This is a genomic window from Luxibacter massiliensis (genome assembly GCF_900604355.1).
GTDB lineage: Bacteria > Bacillota > Clostridia > Lachnospirales > Lachnospiraceae > Luxibacter > Luxibacter massiliensis.
The window spans coordinates 148914-170590 of record NZ_UWOE01000002.1 but is presented as its reverse complement, the minus strand read 5'-3'; the positions used below and the strand labels follow the sequence as shown (position 1 = coordinate 170590).

The window sequence follows — 21677 nt, the reverse complement described above, 5'->3', positions numbered from 1 at the left end:
GGGCATTAAATTAAGGACGTAGCCTTTTTTCAAAAGGCTACGTCCTCATTCAGAAACAAATCAACCCCATTCGCGATCCCCTGTACAATTCGCTCTTGATATGCAGGTGTCTGCATCAGCATATCTTCCTGGGGGTTTGTCATATACCCTATCTCCACTATTGTAACAGGAACCCGGCTCCAGTTGTTTCCACTCATGGTATCAGTCTCCCACACGCTGTCATTCTCACATCCCGCAGACTCACAGAGTTTTATAATAATGCAGTCGGAAAGCCGCCGGCTTGCAGTATATAGTTCTGGAGCATAGGGACTCTGGGGAGTTGTGCATATAGTCATGGCTCCCTGGGCGGACGAATCCTCAGAACCGTTGGCATGAACCCTGACATATGCGTCTGCCCCTGCGTTATTTGCAGCATCTGCACGTTGAATACAGCTGACAGGGACATCATTTGATTCCCTTGTCATAATCACTGTATAGCCTCTGTCTTCTAGTTCATTTCTAAGTTTTAAAGATATGTTTAATGTCAGCTCATATTCGGGCACATTGCTGGCTGCTCCCCTGGTGCCGCTTGTATCCGCCGCCTTAAGCTCAGAGGATCCTGGGCCTAATGGCTCCACCCCTTCTGCTACTACCGCCGAATGCCCGGGATCTAAAACAATGGTTTGGGGCCTGCTCTTTTTTTCTTCAGCTTTCTCCGCAGCCTCTTTCTCCTTCTGTGTCTTTAGTTCCTCCTGCTTCTTCAAATCCTCCTCTCGAATCCTTTCCTGCTCTTCCTCCTCTGCTGTAGCCTGTTCTCCCTCTTTTACTTGCTCTGCTTTTGTCCCATCTGCCTCCATCTGCTTTCCAGAGCAGCCTGTGAAAAGCAAAGCCATGCCTAAAATAAGAAATATATATTTAACTGTTTTCTTCTTTTCACTTGCGCTTTCCATAACATATCCCCCATTTTATGTAAAATTTATAACCTTTTTCTACTATGATTTTCCTGCGTATATATTATTAAATATACTTTATTTTTTAACTTCTTACAAAACATCAACGCCTAATTACTATTATATTCCCCTCTCCCCTCTTTCATTCCATACTTATTGAACTGCTAATGTTCAATAAGGTATACCCACAGGGCATCCCCTAACACATGTCCTTCGGACGGGCGGACTTCGTCCAGCAAGGTATACCCACAGGGCACCCCCTAACACATGTCCTTCGGACGGGCGGACTTCGTCCAGCAAGGTATACCCACAGGGCACCCCTTAATACATGTCCTTCGGACGGGCGGACTTCATCCAGCAAGGTATACCCACAGGGCATCCCTTGCTGAATATGCGTAATCCAATAAATATAATTTCTTATATTGGGGATAACAGTCAAAAACCCAGCAGCAGGATTTTTGAATTTTTGGCCTTCGCGTCGCTTTGCCCGCTGGATTAAAAAAGATATCAGCAGTGCCCATACGCTTACTGATATCCTTTCCAAAAGTCATCTATTGCCTCCAAGATAAATTGCTTCGTTCAGAACTATAGCCTGCTCTCAATCTTACTTACATATTTTTTAAGCAGCATCGCCCATTTATCAATATTCTCCTCTGTAAAATGTGTAGCAATCCCGCTGATACTGACCGCGGCATAGACCTTCCTGCTGCGGTCAAAAATAGGCATGGCTATACATTTAATACCAAATTCATGCTCCATGTCATCTACCGCATATCCTCTCTGCCTGGTACAGGCTAGTTCCTGATAGAATATGCCCTTGTCCGTAATGCTCTTATCTGTAAATGCCTCGAACTCATGCGTATCCAGATATTCCCGGATTTTCTGTTCCCCCATATATGCCAGCATTGCTTTCCCAAGTCCAGTACAATACATCTTAGCCCTTTCACCCAGTATTGAACGCATTAGCTCAACTGCCGCCTCTGGATACATGGCTTCCAGATACAAGACTTCATCCCTGTAGGGGACTGCCAAATACACTCTCTCATTGGTCTGGTTCGCGATTTCCTGCATATATGGCATTGCGATTTTGGTTATTGAATATGTATCGGCCATTGCCTTACTCAGGTTAAACACCTGGATCCCAAGACGGTATTTGCCTGACTGCTCATCCTGTTCAAGATACTCCATTGCCTTTAACGTAGACAGAATATTATGTACTGTGCTTTTGTACAAACCAAAATGCTCACTGATTTCCGTCACTCCCAATAAAGGCTTTTCCGTGAAATAATTTAAAATCTCAAGGGCTTTCTGAAGGCTTTTTACTTTAATGTCACGATTCTCTACCATCGGCTTTCCCCATTTCTCTCAATTTCATCCCCGTTTTACATCCCACACCTAAGTTATATTATAACATCGAAAATATCCAGATTCAATCAGGTTAACTGCATTATGGAAGATTATATTATAGAACAACGCCCCGGCCAATTACGGCCAGGGCGGATATTGAATTAAGGGGTGCCCATAACACAAAATTTATTTTGTGGCAGTCCCTATATAGACTTTTCTTGTTACACCAAACAATTTTTAGGCTCCCTGCCATCAAATACGGCCAACACAGCGTCTGCTGTCGCCACGGATGTCGTTTCACAATTTTCATATGTCTCTGCAGATACGTGTGGGGTTGCAATATAATTCCTTAACTGAAACAATTCTCCGTTTAAGTCCACGGGTTCCTTTTCAAATACGTCTGTCCCCAGGGCTAGGACTTGGCCGCTTCTCATAGCCTCAGCCGCATCTGCCTCACAGATGACACTGCCCCGGGCCGTATTAATCAGTATAACCCCCTGCTTCATCATAGAAATGGTCTGGCTACAGATTAGGTGGCGGGTCTCTTTCGTAGCAGGCAGGTGTACAGATATAATATCCGCCTCCCTCAGCACTTCCTCCAATGACACCATTGTTACGCCCAGGCTGCGGGCCGCCTCCTGATTTGGATATGTATCATACGCAATCATGCGGGGATGGAATCCCTGAAGCCTCTCTGCCACATTTCGGGCGATTGCGCCAAATCCTAAGAAACCCACCGTCCTGCTCTTCATTTCATGGAACATAGGGCGGGGCCAAAGGCCTTTCCGTATTTCTGCATTTAACCCGGGTATATCCCGAAGTACACAGAGCATCAACGCAACTGCCTGTTCTGCCACAGCGGAAGAATTAATTCCAGGACAATTACAAACCCTAATTCCGAACTTTTTAGCATCTTCCAGGGAAATATTATCTACTCCCACCCCGAATCTGGCAATAACCTTCAGTCTGGGAGCTATCTTAAAGACATTTTCATCCCATGTGTCTACCCCTGCCACTACACCGTCAATATCTCCAATGACAGCTTTTAGTTCCTCGAATGTATACGGCCTTCCATATGGATTCTCAACAATTTCACATCCCGCAGCTTCCAGCATTTTTTTCCCTGGCTGGCAGTATTTCGAATAATTTGTGGCTGTTACTAATACTTTCATCCGCATATCCTTTCTTCCTTCAGGCCAATCTGTTCCCTTATCAAGTCTGTCATACGCATGAGCTGCTCCACCTCCAGGGTGGCCGTCTTATTTAGCAGCTCTTTATCCTTTGTCCTTGTATAAACAGAATCAAAGTTCCCCAGAAGTTTCTGGCAGTATTTTGCATTTACAGGGTATACCTGACGCTCAATCAGAGAGGCCAGTGTAAGAAAGTCTGCCACACGGCGCGCATCAGCCGGACACCTTTGGAAGTTGCCGCACAGCCATACATACAAGTCTGTATGGAAATTTGCCATTACACCGCTAAACCCGCTGCCTCCCATCTGCAATGTTTCCAGCAATGTGGAAGAGTTGGCGTTGAAAAGCTTGAGCTGGCTTCCCTTTATCTGCTCTAACTTCTCCCGGATAATTTTTATGTCACAGCTTGTATCTTTAATAAAATAGAAACGCCCTGAATCGGCACACCATTTCAGCAATTCCGGAGAAATGATCCTTTTGTAAGGGTATGGGCATTCATAAAATCCAAGGGCCAAATCCTCCGGTAATTTTCCTAATAACTTTTGGAGGTTCTGCATCCAGGCCTCATCACTTTCATTCTCCCGGGCCAGACGGTTTGTCAGCAGAATCACTGCGTCAACACCGGTCTGTGCAATAGCGTTTAACTCCTCTGCCTGCCCTTCAATAGTGTCTGATATATGTCCGGAAGCAATTACAGGAACCCTTCCTGCTGCTTTTTCTTTTACAAAGGCCGCAATCTTAACCCGTTCTTCCAGTGAAAGAGAGAACATCTCGCTGGACTGGCAGTCTGCAAATAACCCGGCAGAGCCATTATCAATATACCAGTCCACCAGCCTGGCAAGTGACGTATAGTCAACTGTATTGTCATCCTTAAATGGAGTCAGCATGACCGGCCAGACTCCATTTTGAAATTTTTTGCTTATCATTTTACTCACCTATCCCTTCACGCCGCCTGCAGTAATACCGCTGACCATATTTCTGTTAAATAATAAATATAAAATAACCACTGGAACAGACGCTATCAGAGAGCCTCCCATCAGCGGGCCCCATGCGTATACATCTCCCACGACCATATCTGCCAGCGCCAGGGGTATGGTCTTAAATTCTGCCTTATTGATAATAACAAGAGCATACAGATATTCGCTCCAGCACAGCGTATACGAAAATATTAATGTAGACACAACTCCCGACCTGGCCAGTGGGAAACATACTTTCCACATTGCCTGTACCCTGCTGCATCCGTCTATAATTGCCGCTTCCTCTATATCATAAGGGATCCCCTGAAAATACGAGATCATCATCCATGTGGCATAAGGAATGGTGATGGTCGGATAAACCAGAATGAGTCCCCATAAATTGTTGCTCAGGCCCAGCTGTGTGACCAAAAGATACAGAGGTATAAATAGAACCGTCCTGGGCATCAAATAAGAGATTAGTATTCCTTTGGACAGATGCCTGCGCCCCCTGAATTTAATTCTGGCAATAGCGTATGCTGCTGGCATACTGACTGCAATGGAGCCAAACGACACTACCAGTGATACAAATAGGCTGTTTATTACATTTCTGATATACCCTGTCTCCAGAAACAATTCTTGATATCCTTCAAAAGTTAGCTTTTTAGGCCAAAAAGTAGGAATAATCTTATAGATCTCTGTACTTGTCTTTAAAGATGTTATCAACATCCAGTAGATTGGGAAAAGACAGAACAAAATTAATACAGCAGCCACAACGTAAGATATCAGTTTTGATTTGACAGTTGTTTTCATCCTGTTCCCCCCCCTAATCTTCATCTGCCAGAGATGATTTTGTTATAAAATGTACTAATACTACTAAAATCGGCACAAGAATCAGTGAAGCTGCTACCGACCTTGCAATATCACTATTTAAAAATCCCTGAATATAGCTGTACGTAGATACCAGCTCTGTGGCATGGGACGGGCCTCCTCTGGTCATGCACCACACGATCTCAAAGTCATTCAGCGTCCATACTGTAGTCACGAAAGCTGACAGCTTAATTACATCCTTCACCGATGGAAGGGTCACATACCAGAATCTTTTCAGCATATTTGCCCCGTCCAACGCAGCCGCCTCATATAAATCTGCAGAAATATTCTGGAGTCCTGCAAGGACAGAAATTGCAATAAATGGAGTCCCTCTCCAAATATTTACAAGGATTACAGAAAACATGGCCATATTTGTCGTGGACAGCCACCCTATCTGGTGGTCTGTAATATGCAGTACCATTAAAATCCTGTTTAGGGCGCCTCCTACATCAGAATAAATCCACTGCCACGCAAATACAGACACAATCGTGGGTATTGTCCAGGGTAAAATCATGGCTACTCTGATCATCCCCCTTCCTTTAAGAGGCTGATTCATCGTAAGTGCCATAATCATTCCTAAGAGCACCTTGCCGACTACGGCAAAAAATGCAAATATGAATGTATTTAACAGAGCCTTTTGAAAGACAGAATCTTTTATAATATCAATATAGTTCTTCAGTCCAATAAAATTGATTTCCGAATTTCCGATTACTTTATCAGTCAGGCTGGTATAAACCGCCCATAATAGAGGAAGTCCCATGACCAGTATCAGGTAGATGACTGCAGGGGCTACCAGTATCATAGCCAGCCTTTTTTCCTTTTTCTCCATGCCCGGCGCTCTTTTCATCTCCCCGCCTTTGGCTGCCGCAGCTGTGCTTTTCATTTCGCCCACCTCCATCTTACAGCGGGGCGGGCCCCGCCTGCCGTTAAAATACCCCCCTGCCCGCCACTCAAACTATTCTTTGTCATAGGCCTCCTGCATCTGTGTCTGAAGAGAGGCAATTTCCTCAGATACATCACTGCCGCTTACAATATTTGTAAAGCAGTTGCTCAAGAGCCGTGAATTAAACACTTCACTTGCTGCCGGAGTATATGCATTTGGATATCCGAGGAATGTAAAGTTCTCAACCGAATCAATGAACGGTTTATTTCTTTCCTCCTGCCATACAGAGTCCTCCTTCATTCCCTGAAGTACAGGAATCTTAAATGGTGCTGTCTCATTCACCCACTCTGTGTACCATTCTTTTTCCATGAGATATTTTACTAGTTCCTTAGCGCCGTCCTTGTTAGATGCATCTTTGAAAATCCCATATCCATCCAGAATACCAGGCACCATGGCGCCGGCGCTTCCGGAAGGCATAATCGCAATCCCTGTATTCTCATATAAATCTGGGTCATCTGTCTGAATTGTATTTAACAGGCTTCCAACGTTGAAAATCATAGCGCACTGGCCACTTAAATACGCCTTGTTATTTCCTGAGTCATCCCAGTTTACAGCAGTCGGAGGAGTCACCTTGTCTGTCAGGAACAAATTCTGTATGTATTGGGCGGTCGCTATTGTTTCCTCACTGTCAATAGCAACCTTGCCAGCTTCATCTACATCCACGCTTCCATTGGACCATAACATAGCCCTTGTCAGCCATTCTGCGTCCGAATTGCTTGCCCCATATCCAATGCCAGCGCCGTATATGCCGTTTGCTTCATCCGTAAGCGCAATTGCAGCTTCCCTAAAATCATCCCAGGTCTCAGGAGCCTCAAGGCCTGCCGCCTCAAACATATCTGTGCGGTAATACAATACCTGGACAGATGCCCATCCCGGAATGCCATACACGATACCATCAGAGGATGTAACCGCAGAGGCCAAGGTCTCCTCAAAAGGATTCATATCATTAATTTCATTATAAACATCTGTTAAATCCTCCAGAATACCCTGATTGTAATACTGCCCCATTTCCTGATAACCAAAATAGCTCAAATCAGGCAGGTTTCCTGACTCAATGGCAGCCGCCCACTTAGTATAGAAATCCTCATAAGCGATAACTTCTACTTCTACATTTACATCGTTCTCCTCAGCAAACTGTTCACATCTTTCCTTAAACATATCATTTGCCACATCTGTAAGGTCCTTTTTCATCCAGACCACAATCGTCTCATCAGAACCAGATGAACCTTTGTCTTCTCCCGAATCTCCTGATCCGCTTGCACAGCCTGCAAGCATTGTGATTCCCATCACCGCACATAACATCAAACTTACCAGTCTTTTTTTCATACCTTTTTCTCCTCTCTTCCTACGGGTGCAGAATTACCTTAATTGCTCTGCTGTCTCTTTCGCACAATAGGTCAAATCCCTTTTTCACTTCCTCAAGTGGAAGCCTGTGAGTTATGACTTTCTCAATATCCACCTTATCCTGCCTTAAATATTCCAGTGTTGTCCCGCATTCTCTGGCGTACCCAGTACTTCCCAACACATGCAGTTCTTTGTACACAATCTGCTGTATATTAATCTCCAGCACTGGCTTTGTAAACCCAAGGGCAATCACCGTACCCCGTTTCCTGCACATATTCACAGCCATATTATATGTGGCGCTGATCCCTACTGCTTCCACCACAACATCCGGCCCCTTCCCATCTGTCTCCTCTTTGATACGTTCCATGAAATCCTCTGCATCAGACCTAAGGCATATGTCTGCGCCCACCTCCTGCGCCACTGAGAGCTTATAATCAGACAGGTCAACAGCTATCACCTTCATGGCCCCTGCCAGTTTCGCAGTCTGCACTGCAAGAAGGCCGATGGTCCCTACGCCCATGATAACTACCGTATCGCCAAGCTGTACTGTCCCCCGGTTAATCAGATGTATTGCATTCCCCAGCGGATCCAAAAATGTCCCATAATCATAACTCACCTCATCTGGCAGGCGGTAGAGCTGCTTCTCATGAATCACAATATACTGGCACATCGCCCCGTCCAGGAACCCCCGCATAGAGGAACCTATCAGCAGAGAGTGGTCACACAGGTGGGGCAGTCCCTGCCTGCACATCTCACATTTCTCACAGTTGATTTGGGGGTTCACCGCCACTCTGTCGCCTGGCTTCCACTGAGAAACATTTTTTCCTACTGCCTCCACATCCCCGGCAGCCTCGTGCCCCATAATAATCCCCGGCTCCCTCCGGTCGATCCCATTTCCTCTATAAGGATGAATATCTGAGCCGCAGATGCCTACCGAGCGCACTCTTATCAGCACTTCGTTTTCCAAGGGTTCTGGTTTCTCCCGGTCGCATATCTCAAACTCATATGGCCCCTTAAAAATTGCCGCTTTCATTTTCTCCTCCTTTCTAGTTCTCTTATATTGAACATCGTTCTCTAATATCGGTAAAAAAGAAAAGGTGCAGATGCATCCTTTGCATAAAGTTCTTTAATAATGAACGTTGTTCTTTATATTTTTATATTATCATAATTAACTACATATTGCAATTATACTAATTTATCAATTATTGCAGTCTATTTTTGTGCAATTTAGCTATTTTACTCCCTAATTACTAAGTCAGAATATATCCGCTTATATATTTATTGAACTATACCAGTTCAATAAATATTCCCCCCTTGGCTGGTTTCTCTCGGAAATAAAAAGTCCGTCAGCGCTATATCGGCTGACGGATCATTTACCACGATATTTTACCATTCCCCAGGGCTGCGCCTGCCGTGCATATGTCTCTCGCGTTCCAGCTGCCTGCGCCTCTGAATCTTTCTCTCCAGCCGTATTCTGCTTCTCTCCGCTATTCTGGCCGGGGCAAGAACCGTCCAGCAGCAGATTCTCACGGCAATAATGCCGGCAAAGACTCCTATGCTATCAATACCCACGTCTCTCACTGAGGGCCCCCTGCCATCCACAAAAGACTGATGGTATTCATCCCCACAGGCAAATCCCACACATATCAGGCCAGCCACAAGCATAAGTCCGAACCCCCTGAGTCCATAAACGTAAAATGGCAGAGAGACTGTGACTGCCAAAATAAAGTATTCCGTCATATGGGCCAGCTTTCTCACCGGGTACTCTATCTCATAAGCCTTCTGTTCAATCTCCCAGTCCTCCATGCCCTTCTGAAGTACCTCATTGCCTATTTCTACAATCTTATGGCTGACCGTATAGCTCAGATTACCTGAATCCACGCCAGTCTGTGCAGAAAAAGAAAATATTATGTACATCATTAATACCGCCGGCAGAAAAGACAGGGGTTTCAATATAAACAAAATAAATTTCTTCACTTAATCATCACATCCTTTACCAAAAAGTATTTTATTATCATACTCTGGTATGCTCAGAAAATCAAGTCGTGTTTAACCCTCTGTACATTTTGCTTTATATCAGCCTTTCAAACGCCCCTGCTATCTGGGCAGTTAAAAAGCAGACGACCATACCAGCCAGTACTGGAATTATCAGGGCCGCTAACGTCCATTTCCAGCTTTTCGTCTCCTTTTTTATAGTGAGGAGGGTGGTAGAGCAGGGCCAATGCATCAGTGAAAACAGCATAGTGCAGACAGCCGTCACCCAGGTCCATCCATTGTTCACAAATAAGGTTTTCATTTCCGTGAGATTATTTAAATCCCCAATGCTGCCCCGGGCCATATAAGCCATGACCATAATAGGTACTACAATCTCATTTGCCGGAAGGCCCAAGATAAAAGCAATCAGAATTACGCCATCGAGTCCTAAAAGCCTGGCAAATGGATCCAGAAGCGAAGCGCCATAGCTCAAAAGGCTTTGCTGCCCCACATAAATATTGGCAGCCGCCCATATGGCTAACCCGGCTGGGGCGGCGGCAACAACTGCCCTGCCCAGAACGAAAAGTGTCCTGTCAAAGATGGAACGCACGATTACTTTTCCTATCTGAGGCCGCCGGTAGGGCGGCAGCTCCAGCGTAAATGAAGAAGGGCAGCCCTTGAGCACTGTCCGCGACAGTATCCAGGATACAAGAAACGTCATTCCAATCCCCAGCAAAATAAACGCCGTCAAAATAACGGCCGAAGTTAAAGAAGAAAGAACCCCTCCGCCTACAAAAAACATAGTAATCAGAGCAATCAGAATAGGAAATCTCCCGTTGCAGGGGACAAAGCTATTGGTTAAAATTGCAATCAAACGTTCTCTCGGCGAGTCTATAATCCTGCATCCTGTCACACCAGCGGCATTACACCCAAACCCCATAGCCATTGTAAGGGCCTGCTTGCCGCAGGCATGGCATTTACAGAATGGTTTATCTAGATTATATGCTATGCGCGGCAGATATCCTACATCCTCCAACAAAGTAAAAAGCGGGAAAAAGATAGCCATAGGAGGCAGCATGACAGAGACTACCCAGGCAAGCACCCTGTACACTCCCAATACAAGCATATCATGAAGCCAAACAGGCGCCTGTAAATATCTAAATAAATCTGTCAGTCTGTCCTGCACCCAAAAAAGAGCCGTTGAAAGTATCTGTGATGGATAATTTGCCCCTGTAATAGTAATCCACAAAATTACCATCAGCAAAAAAGCCATCAGCGGATACCCCAGCCTTTTCCCAGTCAGTATTTGGTCAATTTTCCTATCTCTGAAATCCGGCCTTGCCCGCTCAAAGCTTACAGCCAGACGGCACATTTCCTCTGCCCTTCCCATCACTGCAGATACAATCTCCTCCTCAAGCTCCTTCTTTCCAACAGCGTTTATTAATAATACCTCCTTCGCTCTTTTTGCAGCATCCTCTATATGGGGTTCGTTTTGTATGTCCAAATCCATGCTGCGGCATATCCCATCTAAAAAGGAGCGGTCATCTTCCAGAAGCCTCAGCGCTGCCCATCTGGAGGGCAGGCAATATGGATTCCCTGCATTTTCCAGAACCCTTTGAACCTCCGGCTCCAGCACAGATATAGCTTCTTCCACTACTTTTGAATATGTAACCAGATATCCGCCCCTACCTATAGAGCTTCTGTTTCCCCTGCTGCCTGACCTCTTCCCCGCCTTTTCCATCATAATATCCAATGTATCTTTCAGGCTGTCCAGTCCCTTCCCCTCCCTGGCTATCATACCCACCACAGGCACGCCCAGGCTTTCTGAAAGTGTATCTAATGAAATATGGATCCCCTTTTTCTCCGCCTCATCCAAAAGATTGATGCATAAAATCACTTTGTCTGTAATCTCCATGGTCTGTAGAGCCAGATTCATATTCCGTTCCAGACAGGTTGCATCACATACAACCAGGACAGCATCTGCGCCGCCAAAACAGATAAAGTCTCTTGCCGCCTCTTCGTCAGCTGAATGTGCCAAAAGCGAATAGGTCCCTGGAATATCAACTACTTTATAAGAGTAACTCTCCGTACTGAAGAATCCCTCTGCATTGGTAACTGTCTTTCCCGGCCAGTTCCCTGTATGCTGATGCAGATTAGTCAGACTGTTAAAGACCGTACTTTTTCCCACATTAGGATTACCTGCTACTGCAATTATTTTTTGCTCCGCCATCCTACACTCCTTCCGCCCTGTCTACTATAATATTTCGGCAGTCCTCCAGACGTATGGCAATTACCGCGCCCCTTATCAAAAACGCAGACGGACTCCCCGCCGGACTGCGCCCCACACACTCTACTTTGGTTCCCCTGACAAGTCCTATGTCAAGAAAACGTCTGTGGATGCTGTTATCCGCTTTCAGCTCTTTTATTACAGCTCCCTGCCCCGGCCTTATATCACAAAGGGTCGCCGTCTGTTCCATAATTGCCACCTGCCATACTATATTTGAGATAGGAAAATGTATTTTCCTCATAATATAATATTAATTTATTTAGATTTTGTTACAAATCAGACATTCCAGGGAAGACCGCTATATTTAGCTATTTCTGATCCGGCAGCTATCCCCAACCTCCTTCTTCCAGTAGATTTGAAACTGCCTGTCATTAATGCGTTCTATAAAATGGCTCTTATACTGAATGAAATCCTCCAAATCCATCAATATATGATAGAGTACGGCCCTGCTCTCGAACTCTTCCCTTGTTTTAGGAAGCTTTTGCCCCTCCATTTCTTTAAACAGTTCATAAAGCCTGTTTAACTGTCTGTCAGGTATATTCATTTCCGTGATGTAATTCACAAGCCATACTATAAAATCAGCTATAATTTCAGCCTGCCTTGGAAGTTCTTTAAGCTTTTCCATCTCTGAATGAAGATGATATAATACAGCACACTGGCTGGCACGCATTTCAAAATATTGGCTATAATAGCTGGTATGAGCCTGAAAAGTATTGTTTTGATAAAGGTAAGCCTGCTCCTTGAAACGTCCCAGGGCCGACTCTAAGTCGCCCAGATCTTTCCACACGTTAGAGTTAGCCTGATTATTCATAAGGTATCCAGCCAGCTGCTCCAGCACTTCCTTAAAATGCTGCTCTGTATATCTCATATTTTTTATGATTTTATTTTTTTGGCTCCCATTATTCTGAAATAAGTTCATAAGAATGGCAACTGTGATACCTATCAGCACAATAAAAAACTCATTCATAATGAATGCTATACTGAAATCCCGTACTGCCAGAAAGTGGGTCCCGATTACAGCATTTACGGAAACCGTAACCCTCCACCCAATAGCCTCACTTACCATAATTAATACAAAAATAAGAACCCCAAAAGCGATACTGTCATTTTTGAATGTTCCCAGTATCATCCAGGCCAATAATACGGCCATAAAAAAAGTAAGTATCCTGGCAGCAGAAAGCTTCAATGTCTCCCATTTAGTCGTCAATATTGTAAGCAGCGCTATCATCCCTGCAGATGTTGAAAATTCTAATTTTAAAGCTGAAGCGGCCAGGATCGCCGCACCACTTCCAACAGCCAGCCTGACCGTCTGTATTAGTAGTCCTTCTTTTAATTTGTTTTTAAAATTTTCGCGTCCAGTACTCATTCCTGCTCCTCCCTTATGGGTGCAATTATTCCCCTTTTCACTTATATCTATCAAATTTTTTTCAGTCAAAAAACCCGCTGCAATTATATGGTCATCAAACTAGCAGCGATGCAAGCATTGGGTTATTAGACCCTCCCCGCAGCGGCCAACTGAACACGTAAACATATCTCTTTGCTTGTTGCTGGCGGGCATAAATGAAAAAAGCCTGTACCAGTACTTATAAAAGCACTTGTGCAGGCCTTTTCTATTTATTTACTTATCTTAATTACTTAAATTCATGCCTGGCAGCCTGCATGAATAGATTCTGCCTAATATTGGTGCCCAAAATTACAAATAATTTACGGACAAGCTTCCATATTCCGGGGCAGTAAGTGGCAGAACCCCCCCTAGGGTTACCTTTGTTATCCCTTCAAAAAACCCCAGACAATTTGTCAACATACGGTTGCATCCCATAAATGCGCCGCTTAAGCATTATATTCTTCCATCTCCCGGAGCATATCTTTCTCGCAGGACCGCATTGCAAGTATAGTCTTTTCGAATAATTCATTTAATTCCCAACCCAGCTTCTCCGCCCCCTGCCTGATAATATCCCTGGAACAGCCTGCTGCAAACTTTTTATCCTTAAATTTCTTCTTCAAACTGGAAACTTCCATATCCATCACACTTTTAGATGGACGCATCAATGCGGCCGCACCTATCAGTCCTGTAAGCTCGTCTACCGCAAAAAGCACCTTCTCCATCTCATGGGACGGCTCAATATCACTGCAGATGCCAAAGCCATGGGAACATACCGACCTAATCATGTCCTCCCCAACATTTCCCTCCTCCAAAAGTTCCCTGGCCTTCTGGCAATGCTCTTCAGGATACATCTCAAAGTCAATGTCATGAAGCAGGCCTGTAATCCCCCAGTACTCTTCTTCTCCTCCGTACCCGAGTGCATTAGCATACCATCTCATCACCCCTTCCACAGTCAAGGCATGCTGGATATGAAAAGACTCCTTATTATATTTTTTCAGAAGCTCAAATGCCTCTTCCCTCGAAATATCTGAACAATACATGAAAACCATCCACCCTTCTATCTATGTATTCCTTACTTATAATCTTGCTTTTTAAAGGCAAATTTGTCAAGAGTAAAAATGGGTTACAAAGGGGACAGTCCCTTTTGCAAAAGGGACTGTCCCCTTTGTAACCCATTTTCAGTCTTTTAATACTTCTTCAACGTATCTTAGCCTTTCCTGAATTATTTTATACACAACTGATACTATTCCCCTCTCAACTCAAAGCCTTCCTAAAATAATTAATCCACAAATATTGAATAGAGACAGCACTCCCTTAATTATCTCAAGAAGAACCTCCCCTACGCTGCTTATTTCCATATTACTACACAAATATACTAACAGCACTACAGCCAACAATACTCTGCCAATATAAACCATCATATTACCTCTTTTTTTGTACAGATTTTCTTTATATCTTTTTCTCTAAATGTAACTATAATGGATATTCCTGCTACAAACAGCAGTCCTGTGCCAGCCAGTATTTTTTCTCTTCCCCATAACATAAATATCCTGCCGTCTGCCCGGGCACTTAATACTTTTATATACTCTTCCCATGATATTATACCAGTTCCATATTGACGAAACGCTTTATCTAAACCTTTCTGAGTAATTGTACAGCTTAAAAATCCCATCCCCAGCATACAAATAACTAAAACAAGTAATATTGCCAAAGCAGGTTTTCTCATTTGTATTCTCCTTTTTTAATTTTATTATATGAGTATATATCTACTCATATAAAGATACCATATATTTAAACCCCTTACAATATACTCATAAATAAAATATCCTAATTATACGGGAGGGCAGATATATGGAAGATTTAGAATTTGGTACAATCAAATTGCATTTAGAAGAGTTAATGAAGGAACGGAATATTTCTATTAATAAATTATCCTTCCGCGCAGAAATGCAGAGGACGCAGCTTAAGAAATACTGCCGGAACGATGTTCAGCGTCTGGATATCTCCGTTTTATCACGCTTATGCTACGCCCTAAATTGCGACCTCCATGATCTGCTTGAATACATCCCCCCATCAACAGATTGATTTGCGCACAACAAAAATCACTGTCCCCAGAGCCTATTTGCCCCAGAAACAGTGATTTAAACTGCGCAGCCAATATCATTCCAATGCTATACCCAAAAGGCCTCTCCTAGCTCACGCCCCCACGGACGGGCAGATTTCCTCCAACAAAATTATACTTATGGACTGCTAATGCTCGATCAGTATATTTTATTCCTTATATATCTTTGCTTTAATATATCACTTGATATTTTTTATTCATCTCAGGATCAGGCTCTACCTCAATGGCTATTAGTTTGCTAATCATTCCATGGCGGTATAAAGTTCTAGCTATAGAATATCCCATATAGTTCGCATGAGGCCAGTTATCCTCTGTTTTCCCATTACCTACAGGCACATGTAAAACCATCTCAGTTTTACCCTCCTGGTCTGCAGTCACAATCTGTCCAATCAAATCCTGATTTACTGCAATACAAACTTGAGGGTTAAGAGAACCCATATTTGATTCTTTGAATATCCGTTCCCCAATCATTGTATTCATAAGAACTATATACAAAACCAATGGGAGGACTAAAATTACTCGTGGATATTTCTGTGCCACATACAACATCGAACCCATAATAAATAAAAAGCCATAAAAGAAGATTCCAAAGGATACATCTGCCCTTTCTAAATAACCACTCCCCGACACCCCACAGAGCAATACTAAGAAAATAGCAACAGTCACTGCACATACCAAGGACCGTATCACTGTGCTGATATAGCGCTTGTCTATTTCCCCTTTATTTTTAGACCTGAACCAAATTATCATTGCTGCTATAATTGAAATAAAAAATAAAAGGCATGTCATTCTATTAAGTCTAGGCAAATATCCAATTAAGGCTAAAATAGAATCCTTAATCTGAATACTGTCAGATGCAATATCTACACTCCGCTCTCCGCCAAACTCGAAGACTAATGAAATCAGCCATAACGTGATACTTGCAACTGAAAAAAGATTCTGTTTCAGGAACAAAAGAATATTTTTCCGCTTTTCCTTGAAATACACTATTAACCCAAGCAGCAAATCGTATCCAATATAGGCAATCAGGATAATTGTCTGAAATAAATTCGACAAAATCGCCAGATAAACTAATAAAATTAAGCCGCCTTTACGCAGAGGGTGTTCATTATCCCACCTTTCATTGATACCTGCTTTGCTGCCCATAAACCATAACACTATACTTGCGTTTATTAGATTTGGCAGCACATAATAAAAGTAGCATGTAACATTATCTGAAAAGAAAAGGTACGAATTATCGTTCCATTCCACTTTTAGGATGCTGAAATGAAACAGCAGGAAAGCAAGTGTAAAAACGAATGCCTGGGCCTCCGTGGCTCTAAACTTTGCCTGAATCCATCTGTAAAATACAAATAGATAAACTAATATAGCAATGCTAATCACAGCCCCATGGGTAACAGTCATGGACAGGATATAATCATGGACAAAAGGTTTAACCAAATATACTGCCACATAAGAAAGTATTGGCATAAAGGTTTCGGGAAATACACGGCAGGGATTCCAGTCACTCCATAGAGGAAAAGCCTGCCTTACATAGGATATATTGCTCCAATCATCCGAATCATAAATTACTAGGGGATGAATCTTTGTAAAAAAAACATATAAAAATGTAAACAGGCCTGCCCAAAACAGGACTTTATAATATTTCCTTCGATTATAAACAATCTTAGTATCTAATTTTTTTTCCACTTATAGCTACCCCGCATCCTCAATTTCCTACTTCAGTTTCAATAAACACCATACTGCCCTAAAATACACTCTAATACTCCCACCGCACGACCCTATTACTTCTATAATTATACGCTTATGATACAGTAACTTTGGCTAACTATCAATATTAATTTATGAAAGTCTTTGTAATCAGCTTAAGCTTTACAAAACATGTATTATAAATGGAAATACAAAATTGCCTAATACATTTTTTAATTGTTCCAACATACAACAGCTATAACATTAAAAAAGAATTTTACCACAGCAGGATTCTCTCCCTTCGGCAGATCCAGTGAGCGATATAATTCCACTCCGCCACAAGTGCAATTCCGCACAGAGTGCTGTTTAATTACATGGGAAATCCAACGGAATTTCCTATATAATTAAAAAATCACCGTCCCCGGAGCCTTCTTACTCCAAAAACAGTGACTTAAACTGCGCGATCAGGGGTTCGAACCCTGGACACCCTGATTAAGAGTCAGGTGCTCTGCCAGCTGAGCTAATCGCGCACAATTTTTCTATTTTGCATTATCCTTAAGTGGTAACGCAAGTGATATTATATATTATGTGCCAAAAAAATACAAGGGATTTTTTACATTTTTTTAATTATTTTTAACATTTCTACATTTTTCTTTTCCACAACCCCCGCTCTTATCCAATTTGGCCAACGAAATTAACTTTTCCGGACAGAATCCATCCCTTCGCCCGTGAGTACTCTCAAATGTATACTTCCCCAAAACCATGGTTTTATCCATATTTGTTTACTCTCCTCTTTCCACAAAAAAATTCAGGCTTGTATCTCCCTACATAATTTTGGGTGCAAAGGCCAAGTGAAATATTTGTCAGCGATTGTGCAAATGAATTTTCTTTGGCCTGTACACATGCTGCCAGGGGACTTCTGCGAAATGAATTGCTATTTGCCCATTGGATTTTTGAGCACATCCTACATATTGAACTGCTTAGATTACTTGGATATCTAGCTGGTGTAAGAAATGGGTTTCCGCTTAACACGGGGAAGCATAACAAATGGCTGTTACACTATCTTGCAGAAAAAGAACGTGAAGAATTATCCGGGACTTATAAACTTGAAAATACAGACATGGCCTGGGATTCATTATATACAGCTATCCATTTATTTGAAAATGTCTTAAGTGAGGTCTGTGCTTCACTGTCATATACCCGCCCCAATTATTTAGAAAGGGCCCAGAAATATATTGAGGTATTAAAGGGACTGAAATAAATTGTGCATTTCGGCCAGTCCCCTCAGTTCACCTCTCCCGCTATCTGGTAAGCTTTCTTGCCCAGTTCCCATAATTAGCTTTTAAGAATGCAGGAATACATTTAAAAATCTGGTCAGCATTCAGACAGCATACGACTATTGCCGGGGAGGCCTTAACTACGAACGCCATCACAAAAGAAAGAGGAATCACAATACACCATATACTTATAATATCCATTTTTACGACAAACACTGCGCTGCCGCCACCCCGGATAATCCCATTATTAGTAGGCATCTGGTAGGACATCCCTACAATGACAATGCTCAGGATAATAAGAAACGTGTCAGCCATATCTTTTGTGGACGCTGCCAGATCATAAAAGCTGAGGATCGGTATCCGTATACTAAACAGCAGGCATCCTGATATAACTCCTATAATAATGAAAAGCTTTTGCATCGTCTTTGAATATTTCCTCACCAATACCATATCACCGGTTCCGATGGTCTTGCCAATTATGACAGAAGCGGCTGAAGCAGCCCCCACCGCCATAGATTTCACCATAAGGAATATGGTAGACGCCACACTGTTTGCAGCGATAGCCGCTGCAGCCATATGGCCTAGTATCACTGTCTGGAGCGCTGTATTTACCCCCCACAAGCCATTTACAAACAGCATAGGGGCCGTGATTTTAAAATAATCCTTAATTAAAACCCTGTCTGCCTGTAAGAAACTTCTGATTCCTAAGTGCAGGTTCGTCTCTCTCCTGGCAATATAGACAATTAACACTCCACATTCTATAATCCGCGCCGCCAGGGTCCCTATTGCCGCCCCTGATGCCCCCATCTCAGGAGCACCAAATTTCCCATAAATCAGGACATAATTAACTCCGCAGTTGATACAAAATGCCATAACTGACAGATAAAACGCAACCCTCACAACCTCCACACTCCGCAATGTGGCCAGCAAAATCTGAGTTACGGCAAAAAAGAAATATGTAAACCGGATAAGTGAAAGATACTCCACTCCCTGCCCAATAATTGCCTCATCCGTGGTAAAAATACTCATGGCCTGATAGGGGAAAAGGCTGATCAGGGCAAATAAAATAGCTGCCACTGCTATCGCAGACTGCATGGCTGTGGCAGCTATTTTTTTCATTGGCCCTAACTGTCTTTTTCCCCAGTACTGGCTGCAGAATATGACCAATCCATCACCCAGCGCCATAATAAGCTGTTGGTAAACAAATTGGATCTGGTTTACAGCAGCAACACCGGACAATGCTGTTTCACTATAAGTGCCTAACATAATATTGTCAGCCAGGTTCACACTTAGGGTCACAACATTCTGCAGAACCAGGACGACATAAATAGAAAAAAACTTTTTATAAAATAATTTACCTTCCGTATTGTACATTGTGTACTTCCTTTAAATTTATATATTCTTTTAATAAAAACTGGCCATTACTTAGGCAGCTTTTTATAGCTTATTGTTGTTCACCAATTACATCACACATATTTCCAAAAGTGATTATCTCTCATCATCAAACATAGAAACTCCCATTCCCCTATACATAAATTTTAACTGCTCAAATATTTTAATTGTCACCTTTTTTTACATACTTTTTAATTATTGTCTTTTTTAGAAAAAGGTAATTAAATGAACAAAAAGTAAAATTCATGTATTTTACTGTAGTATTCTAACATTCTTTAGTAAATGTAACAATACTACATCTGTTTTCTTTATTTTAACCTTTTCAAATTACACATTTTCTAATCCCACTGAGACTACGCCCCATAATATAAATCCAAAGCAAAAATCTTGATAGAAATATACAACATTTTATTTTGTGCATAGATAAAAACCGCAGATATGCCATCCACTTAATTGTAATGTACACATCTACGGTTTACTCATATCAGATTACGGCCTATAGCCTGATCATATCATCCAGCGTCTCCTTTTTCAGAATCCCGCTGGCCGCCGCTGCCGGATTCCCTTCCCTAAAAAGGACAAAGGTGGGCACGATTTCCACCTCAAATTGCGCGGCCAATTTCTCACTGGCCTCAATATCAATTTGACATACCTTAACTTGGCCCTCATATTCTCCAGCAATCTCCTCGACAATATCCTCCATCATAGCACACTTCCCGCACCAAACAGCAAAAAATTCAACCAGCACAGGCAGGCTTGATTCAAGTACCTCCTTTTGGTAATTATCCTCCGTCACTCTGATTTTCATAGTAAACACCTGCATTTCTCACTAATTTCTATTTGCCGCAGCAGCCTCCATGATTAAGAATCTCACATACCTCATCAAAAGAACGCTTCAAACAAATTAATTTGCGGTTTAAATCCGGCTTACTATATAACTTACGGCAGATATAAATTTTCCACTTATTTCCCTTCATCACTTTTCCCATCTTCCAAACCATATCTCCTCAAAATTATATTATGATAAATATGAAGAAAGTGTGAATTAGGACGTAGCCTTTTTAATTTTGTTACGTCCTTAATTGTTATTTCCTTACCGCAATTAGTTTATTAATTGGATTACCTTTCGCGGAAAACTTTATTTCATACTCTGTCATAATATTATTCTGGTTTAAAATCTCATGATGATGCAAATCGTATGTATAATTCCCTAAAGTCCATCCTGCCTCTTTTATCTGTTCTAATGAAAAGTTGAATAATGCTGTATTATCTGTCTTAAATTCGATTTGTCCGCCGGGAGCTAAAATCTTCTCATATCTTCTTAAAAAGTCTATAGAGGTCAGCCGTCTTTTAGCGTGACGTGCTTTTGGCCAAGGATCAGAGAAATTCAAATATATCTTCTCTACCTCATTGTTCGCAAAAACTTCATCAATGTTTCTGGCATCCATACAAATAAATCGTATATTCTGGAGTTCATTAAACCCGTCAGTATCATATCTCTCAACAGCTCTCAACAATACACTTGTATACCTCTCAATTCCTACGAAATTAATCTCCGGGTTCATTGCAGCCATATTTAATAGGAAGCTCCCCTTCCCCATCCCTATCTCAATATGCACAGGATTTATATTTCCAAATACCTGTCTCCAGCACCCCTTTTGTGCATCTGGCCTCTTAATAACTGCAGGGTGCACCTGAATTGTACTCTCTGCACGTGGAATATTTCTCAATCGCATAAGCAAAAACTCCTTTTTATTACTTCCCTCTTTGAAATAGTAATTTTTATTGGTATTTATGGTAAGTATAATACAGAACATATAAAAAGCAATCAAATCACTGCTTAAAATTCAATGACTTTTATAAAAAATATAATAACATGCAAACAGGTACAGGTCAAAGTTCATTTAGGTACAGGACTAAAGCTCATTTAGGACGTAGCATAATTAAAAAGGTTACGTCCCCAACTTGCTTTTTTT

Annotated in this window: 22 protein-coding genes and 1 tRNA gene; 2 read left to right on the top strand and 21 right to left on the bottom strand. The window is 42.3% G+C overall.

Features of this window, described 5'->3' with window-relative positions:
• Positions 1 to 29: 29 nt before the first annotated feature.
• The 14 genes from EFA47_RS18745 to EFA47_RS18675 all read right to left on the bottom strand — a co-directional run bounded on the left by EFA47_RS18745 (position 30) and on the right by EFA47_RS18675 (position 14947).
• Positions 30 to 929, bottom strand: a complete 900-nt coding sequence (locus EFA47_RS18745; protein ID WP_122644706.1) for an N-acetylmuramoyl-L-alanine amidase — start codon at positions 927 to 929, stop codon at positions 30 to 32.
• Between the two features lie 585 nt (positions 930 to 1514).
• Entirely contained in the window at positions 1515 to 2276 is a 762-nt protein-coding gene (locus EFA47_RS18735) for an IclR family transcriptional regulator (RefSeq protein WP_122644704.1), read from the bottom strand.
• Positions 2277 to 2497: 221 nt separating this feature from the next.
• Complete coding sequence (locus EFA47_RS18730) at positions 2498 to 3454, bottom strand: phosphoglycerate dehydrogenase (protein ID WP_235853381.1); 957 nt, start codon at positions 3452 to 3454, stop codon at positions 2498 to 2500.
• Entirely contained in the window at positions 3445 to 4392 is a 948-nt protein-coding gene (locus EFA47_RS18725) for a dihydrodipicolinate synthase family protein (protein ID WP_235853379.1), read from the bottom strand. Before EFA47_RS18725 ends, EFA47_RS18730 begins: the two co-directional genes overlap by 10 nt.
• A gap of 9 nt (positions 4393 to 4401) precedes the next feature.
• Positions 4402 to 5232 (bottom strand): carbohydrate ABC transporter permease, encoded by an 831-nt coding sequence (locus EFA47_RS18720; RefSeq protein ID WP_122644703.1) that lies wholly within the window; start codon positions 5230 to 5232, stop codon positions 4402 to 4404.
• A 13-nt stretch (positions 5233 to 5245) separates the two neighbouring features.
• The gene (locus tag EFA47_RS18715) at positions 5246 to 6172 is read right to left on the bottom strand and encodes a carbohydrate ABC transporter permease (RefSeq protein ID WP_122644702.1); all 927 of its coding nucleotides are present in this window, start codon (positions 6170 to 6172) and stop codon (positions 5246 to 5248) included.
• Positions 6173 to 6244: 72 nt separating this feature from the next.
• Positions 6245 to 7558: an ABC transporter substrate-binding protein gene (locus EFA47_RS18710; RefSeq protein WP_122644701.1), complete on the bottom strand. Its 1314-nt coding sequence runs from the start codon at positions 7556 to 7558 to the stop codon at positions 6245 to 6247.
• Positions 7559 to 7577: 19 nt separating this feature from the next.
• Entirely contained in the window at positions 7578 to 8609 is a 1032-nt protein-coding gene (locus EFA47_RS18705) for a zinc-dependent alcohol dehydrogenase (RefSeq protein ID WP_122644700.1), read from the bottom strand.
• Between the two features lie 353 nt (positions 8610 to 8962).
• Positions 8963 to 9553: a VanZ family protein gene (locus EFA47_RS18700; RefSeq protein ID WP_122644699.1), complete on the bottom strand. Its 591-nt coding sequence runs from the start codon at positions 9551 to 9553 to the stop codon at positions 8963 to 8965.
• Between the two features lie 94 nt (positions 9554 to 9647).
• Positions 9648 to 11780: a ferrous iron transport protein B gene (feoB, locus tag EFA47_RS18695; protein WP_122644698.1), complete on the bottom strand. Its 2133-nt coding sequence runs from the start codon at positions 11778 to 11780 to the stop codon at positions 9648 to 9650.
• Position 11781: 1 nt separating this feature from the next.
• Positions 11782 to 12027, bottom strand: a complete 246-nt coding sequence (locus EFA47_RS18690; protein ID WP_122644697.1) for a FeoA family protein — start codon at positions 12025 to 12027, stop codon at positions 11782 to 11784.
• 114 nt (positions 12028 to 12141) lie between these two features.
• Positions 12142 to 13203, bottom strand: a complete 1062-nt coding sequence (locus tag EFA47_RS18685) for an aromatic acid exporter family protein (protein ID WP_122644696.1) — start codon at positions 13201 to 13203, stop codon at positions 12142 to 12144.
• A gap of 464 nt (positions 13204 to 13667) precedes the next feature.
• Complete coding sequence (locus EFA47_RS18680) at positions 13668 to 14261, bottom strand: hydrolase (RefSeq protein ID WP_122644695.1); 594 nt, start codon at positions 14259 to 14261, stop codon at positions 13668 to 13670.
• A 377-nt stretch (positions 14262 to 14638) separates the two neighbouring features.
• A complete protein-coding gene (locus EFA47_RS18675; RefSeq protein ID WP_122644694.1) occupies positions 14639 to 14947 on the bottom strand; it encodes a hypothetical protein in 309 nt (102 codons plus the stop codon).
• A gap of 125 nt (positions 14948 to 15072) precedes the next feature.
• Here EFA47_RS18675 and EFA47_RS18670 point away from each other — a divergent pair, with 125 nt between their 5' ends.
• Positions 15073 to 15306, top strand: coding sequence for a helix-turn-helix domain-containing protein (locus EFA47_RS18670; protein ID WP_122644693.1), 234 nt, complete (start codon positions 15073 to 15075; stop codon positions 15304 to 15306).
• Between the two features lie 208 nt (positions 15307 to 15514).
• On the opposite strand, the gene EFA47_RS18665 is transcribed toward EFA47_RS18670, so the two are convergent.
• The 3 genes from EFA47_RS18665 to EFA47_RS20015 all read right to left on the bottom strand — a co-directional run bounded on the left by EFA47_RS18665 (position 15515) and on the right by EFA47_RS20015 (position 17808).
• Positions 15515 to 17032, bottom strand: a complete 1518-nt coding sequence (locus EFA47_RS18665) for a hypothetical protein (protein ID WP_122644692.1) — start codon at positions 17030 to 17032, stop codon at positions 15515 to 15517.
• 457 nt (positions 17033 to 17489) lie between these two features.
• A tRNA-Lys gene (locus EFA47_RS18660) sits at positions 17490 to 17562 on the bottom strand.
• A 93-nt stretch (positions 17563 to 17655) separates the two neighbouring features.
• The gene (locus EFA47_RS20015; protein WP_164690070.1) at positions 17656 to 17808 is read right to left on the bottom strand and encodes a hypothetical protein; all 153 of its coding nucleotides are present in this window, start codon (positions 17806 to 17808) and stop codon (positions 17656 to 17658) included.
• A 62-nt stretch (positions 17809 to 17870) separates the two neighbouring features.
• Between EFA47_RS20015 and EFA47_RS20595 the strand changes: the two genes are divergently transcribed.
• The gene (locus EFA47_RS20595; protein ID WP_122644691.1) at positions 17871 to 18293 is read left to right on the top strand and encodes an aminoglycoside 6-adenylyltransferase; all 423 of its coding nucleotides are present in this window, start codon (positions 17871 to 17873) and stop codon (positions 18291 to 18293) included.
• Between the two features lie 40 nt (positions 18294 to 18333).
• Here the strand turns inward: EFA47_RS20595 and EFA47_RS18650 are convergent, their stop codons facing one another.
• The 4 genes from EFA47_RS18650 to trmB all read right to left on the bottom strand — a co-directional run bounded on the left by EFA47_RS18650 (position 18334) and on the right by trmB (position 21437).
• Positions 18334 to 19683, bottom strand: coding sequence for an MATE family efflux transporter (locus tag EFA47_RS18650; RefSeq protein WP_122644690.1), 1350 nt, complete (start codon positions 19681 to 19683; stop codon positions 18334 to 18336).
• Between the two features lie 514 nt (positions 19684 to 20197).
• Positions 20198 to 20509: a thioredoxin family protein gene (locus tag EFA47_RS18645; RefSeq protein WP_122644859.1), complete on the bottom strand. Its 312-nt coding sequence runs from the start codon at positions 20507 to 20509 to the stop codon at positions 20198 to 20200.
• A 28-nt stretch (positions 20510 to 20537) separates the two neighbouring features.
• Positions 20538 to 20690: a hypothetical protein gene (locus tag EFA47_RS20010; RefSeq protein WP_164690069.1), complete on the bottom strand. Its 153-nt coding sequence runs from the start codon at positions 20688 to 20690 to the stop codon at positions 20538 to 20540.
• 96 nt (positions 20691 to 20786) lie between these two features.
• The gene (trmB, locus tag EFA47_RS18640; protein WP_122644858.1) at positions 20787 to 21437 is read right to left on the bottom strand and encodes a tRNA (guanosine(46)-N7)-methyltransferase TrmB; all 651 of its coding nucleotides are present in this window, start codon (positions 21435 to 21437) and stop codon (positions 20787 to 20789) included.
• Positions 21438 to 21677 lie beyond the last annotated feature (240 nt).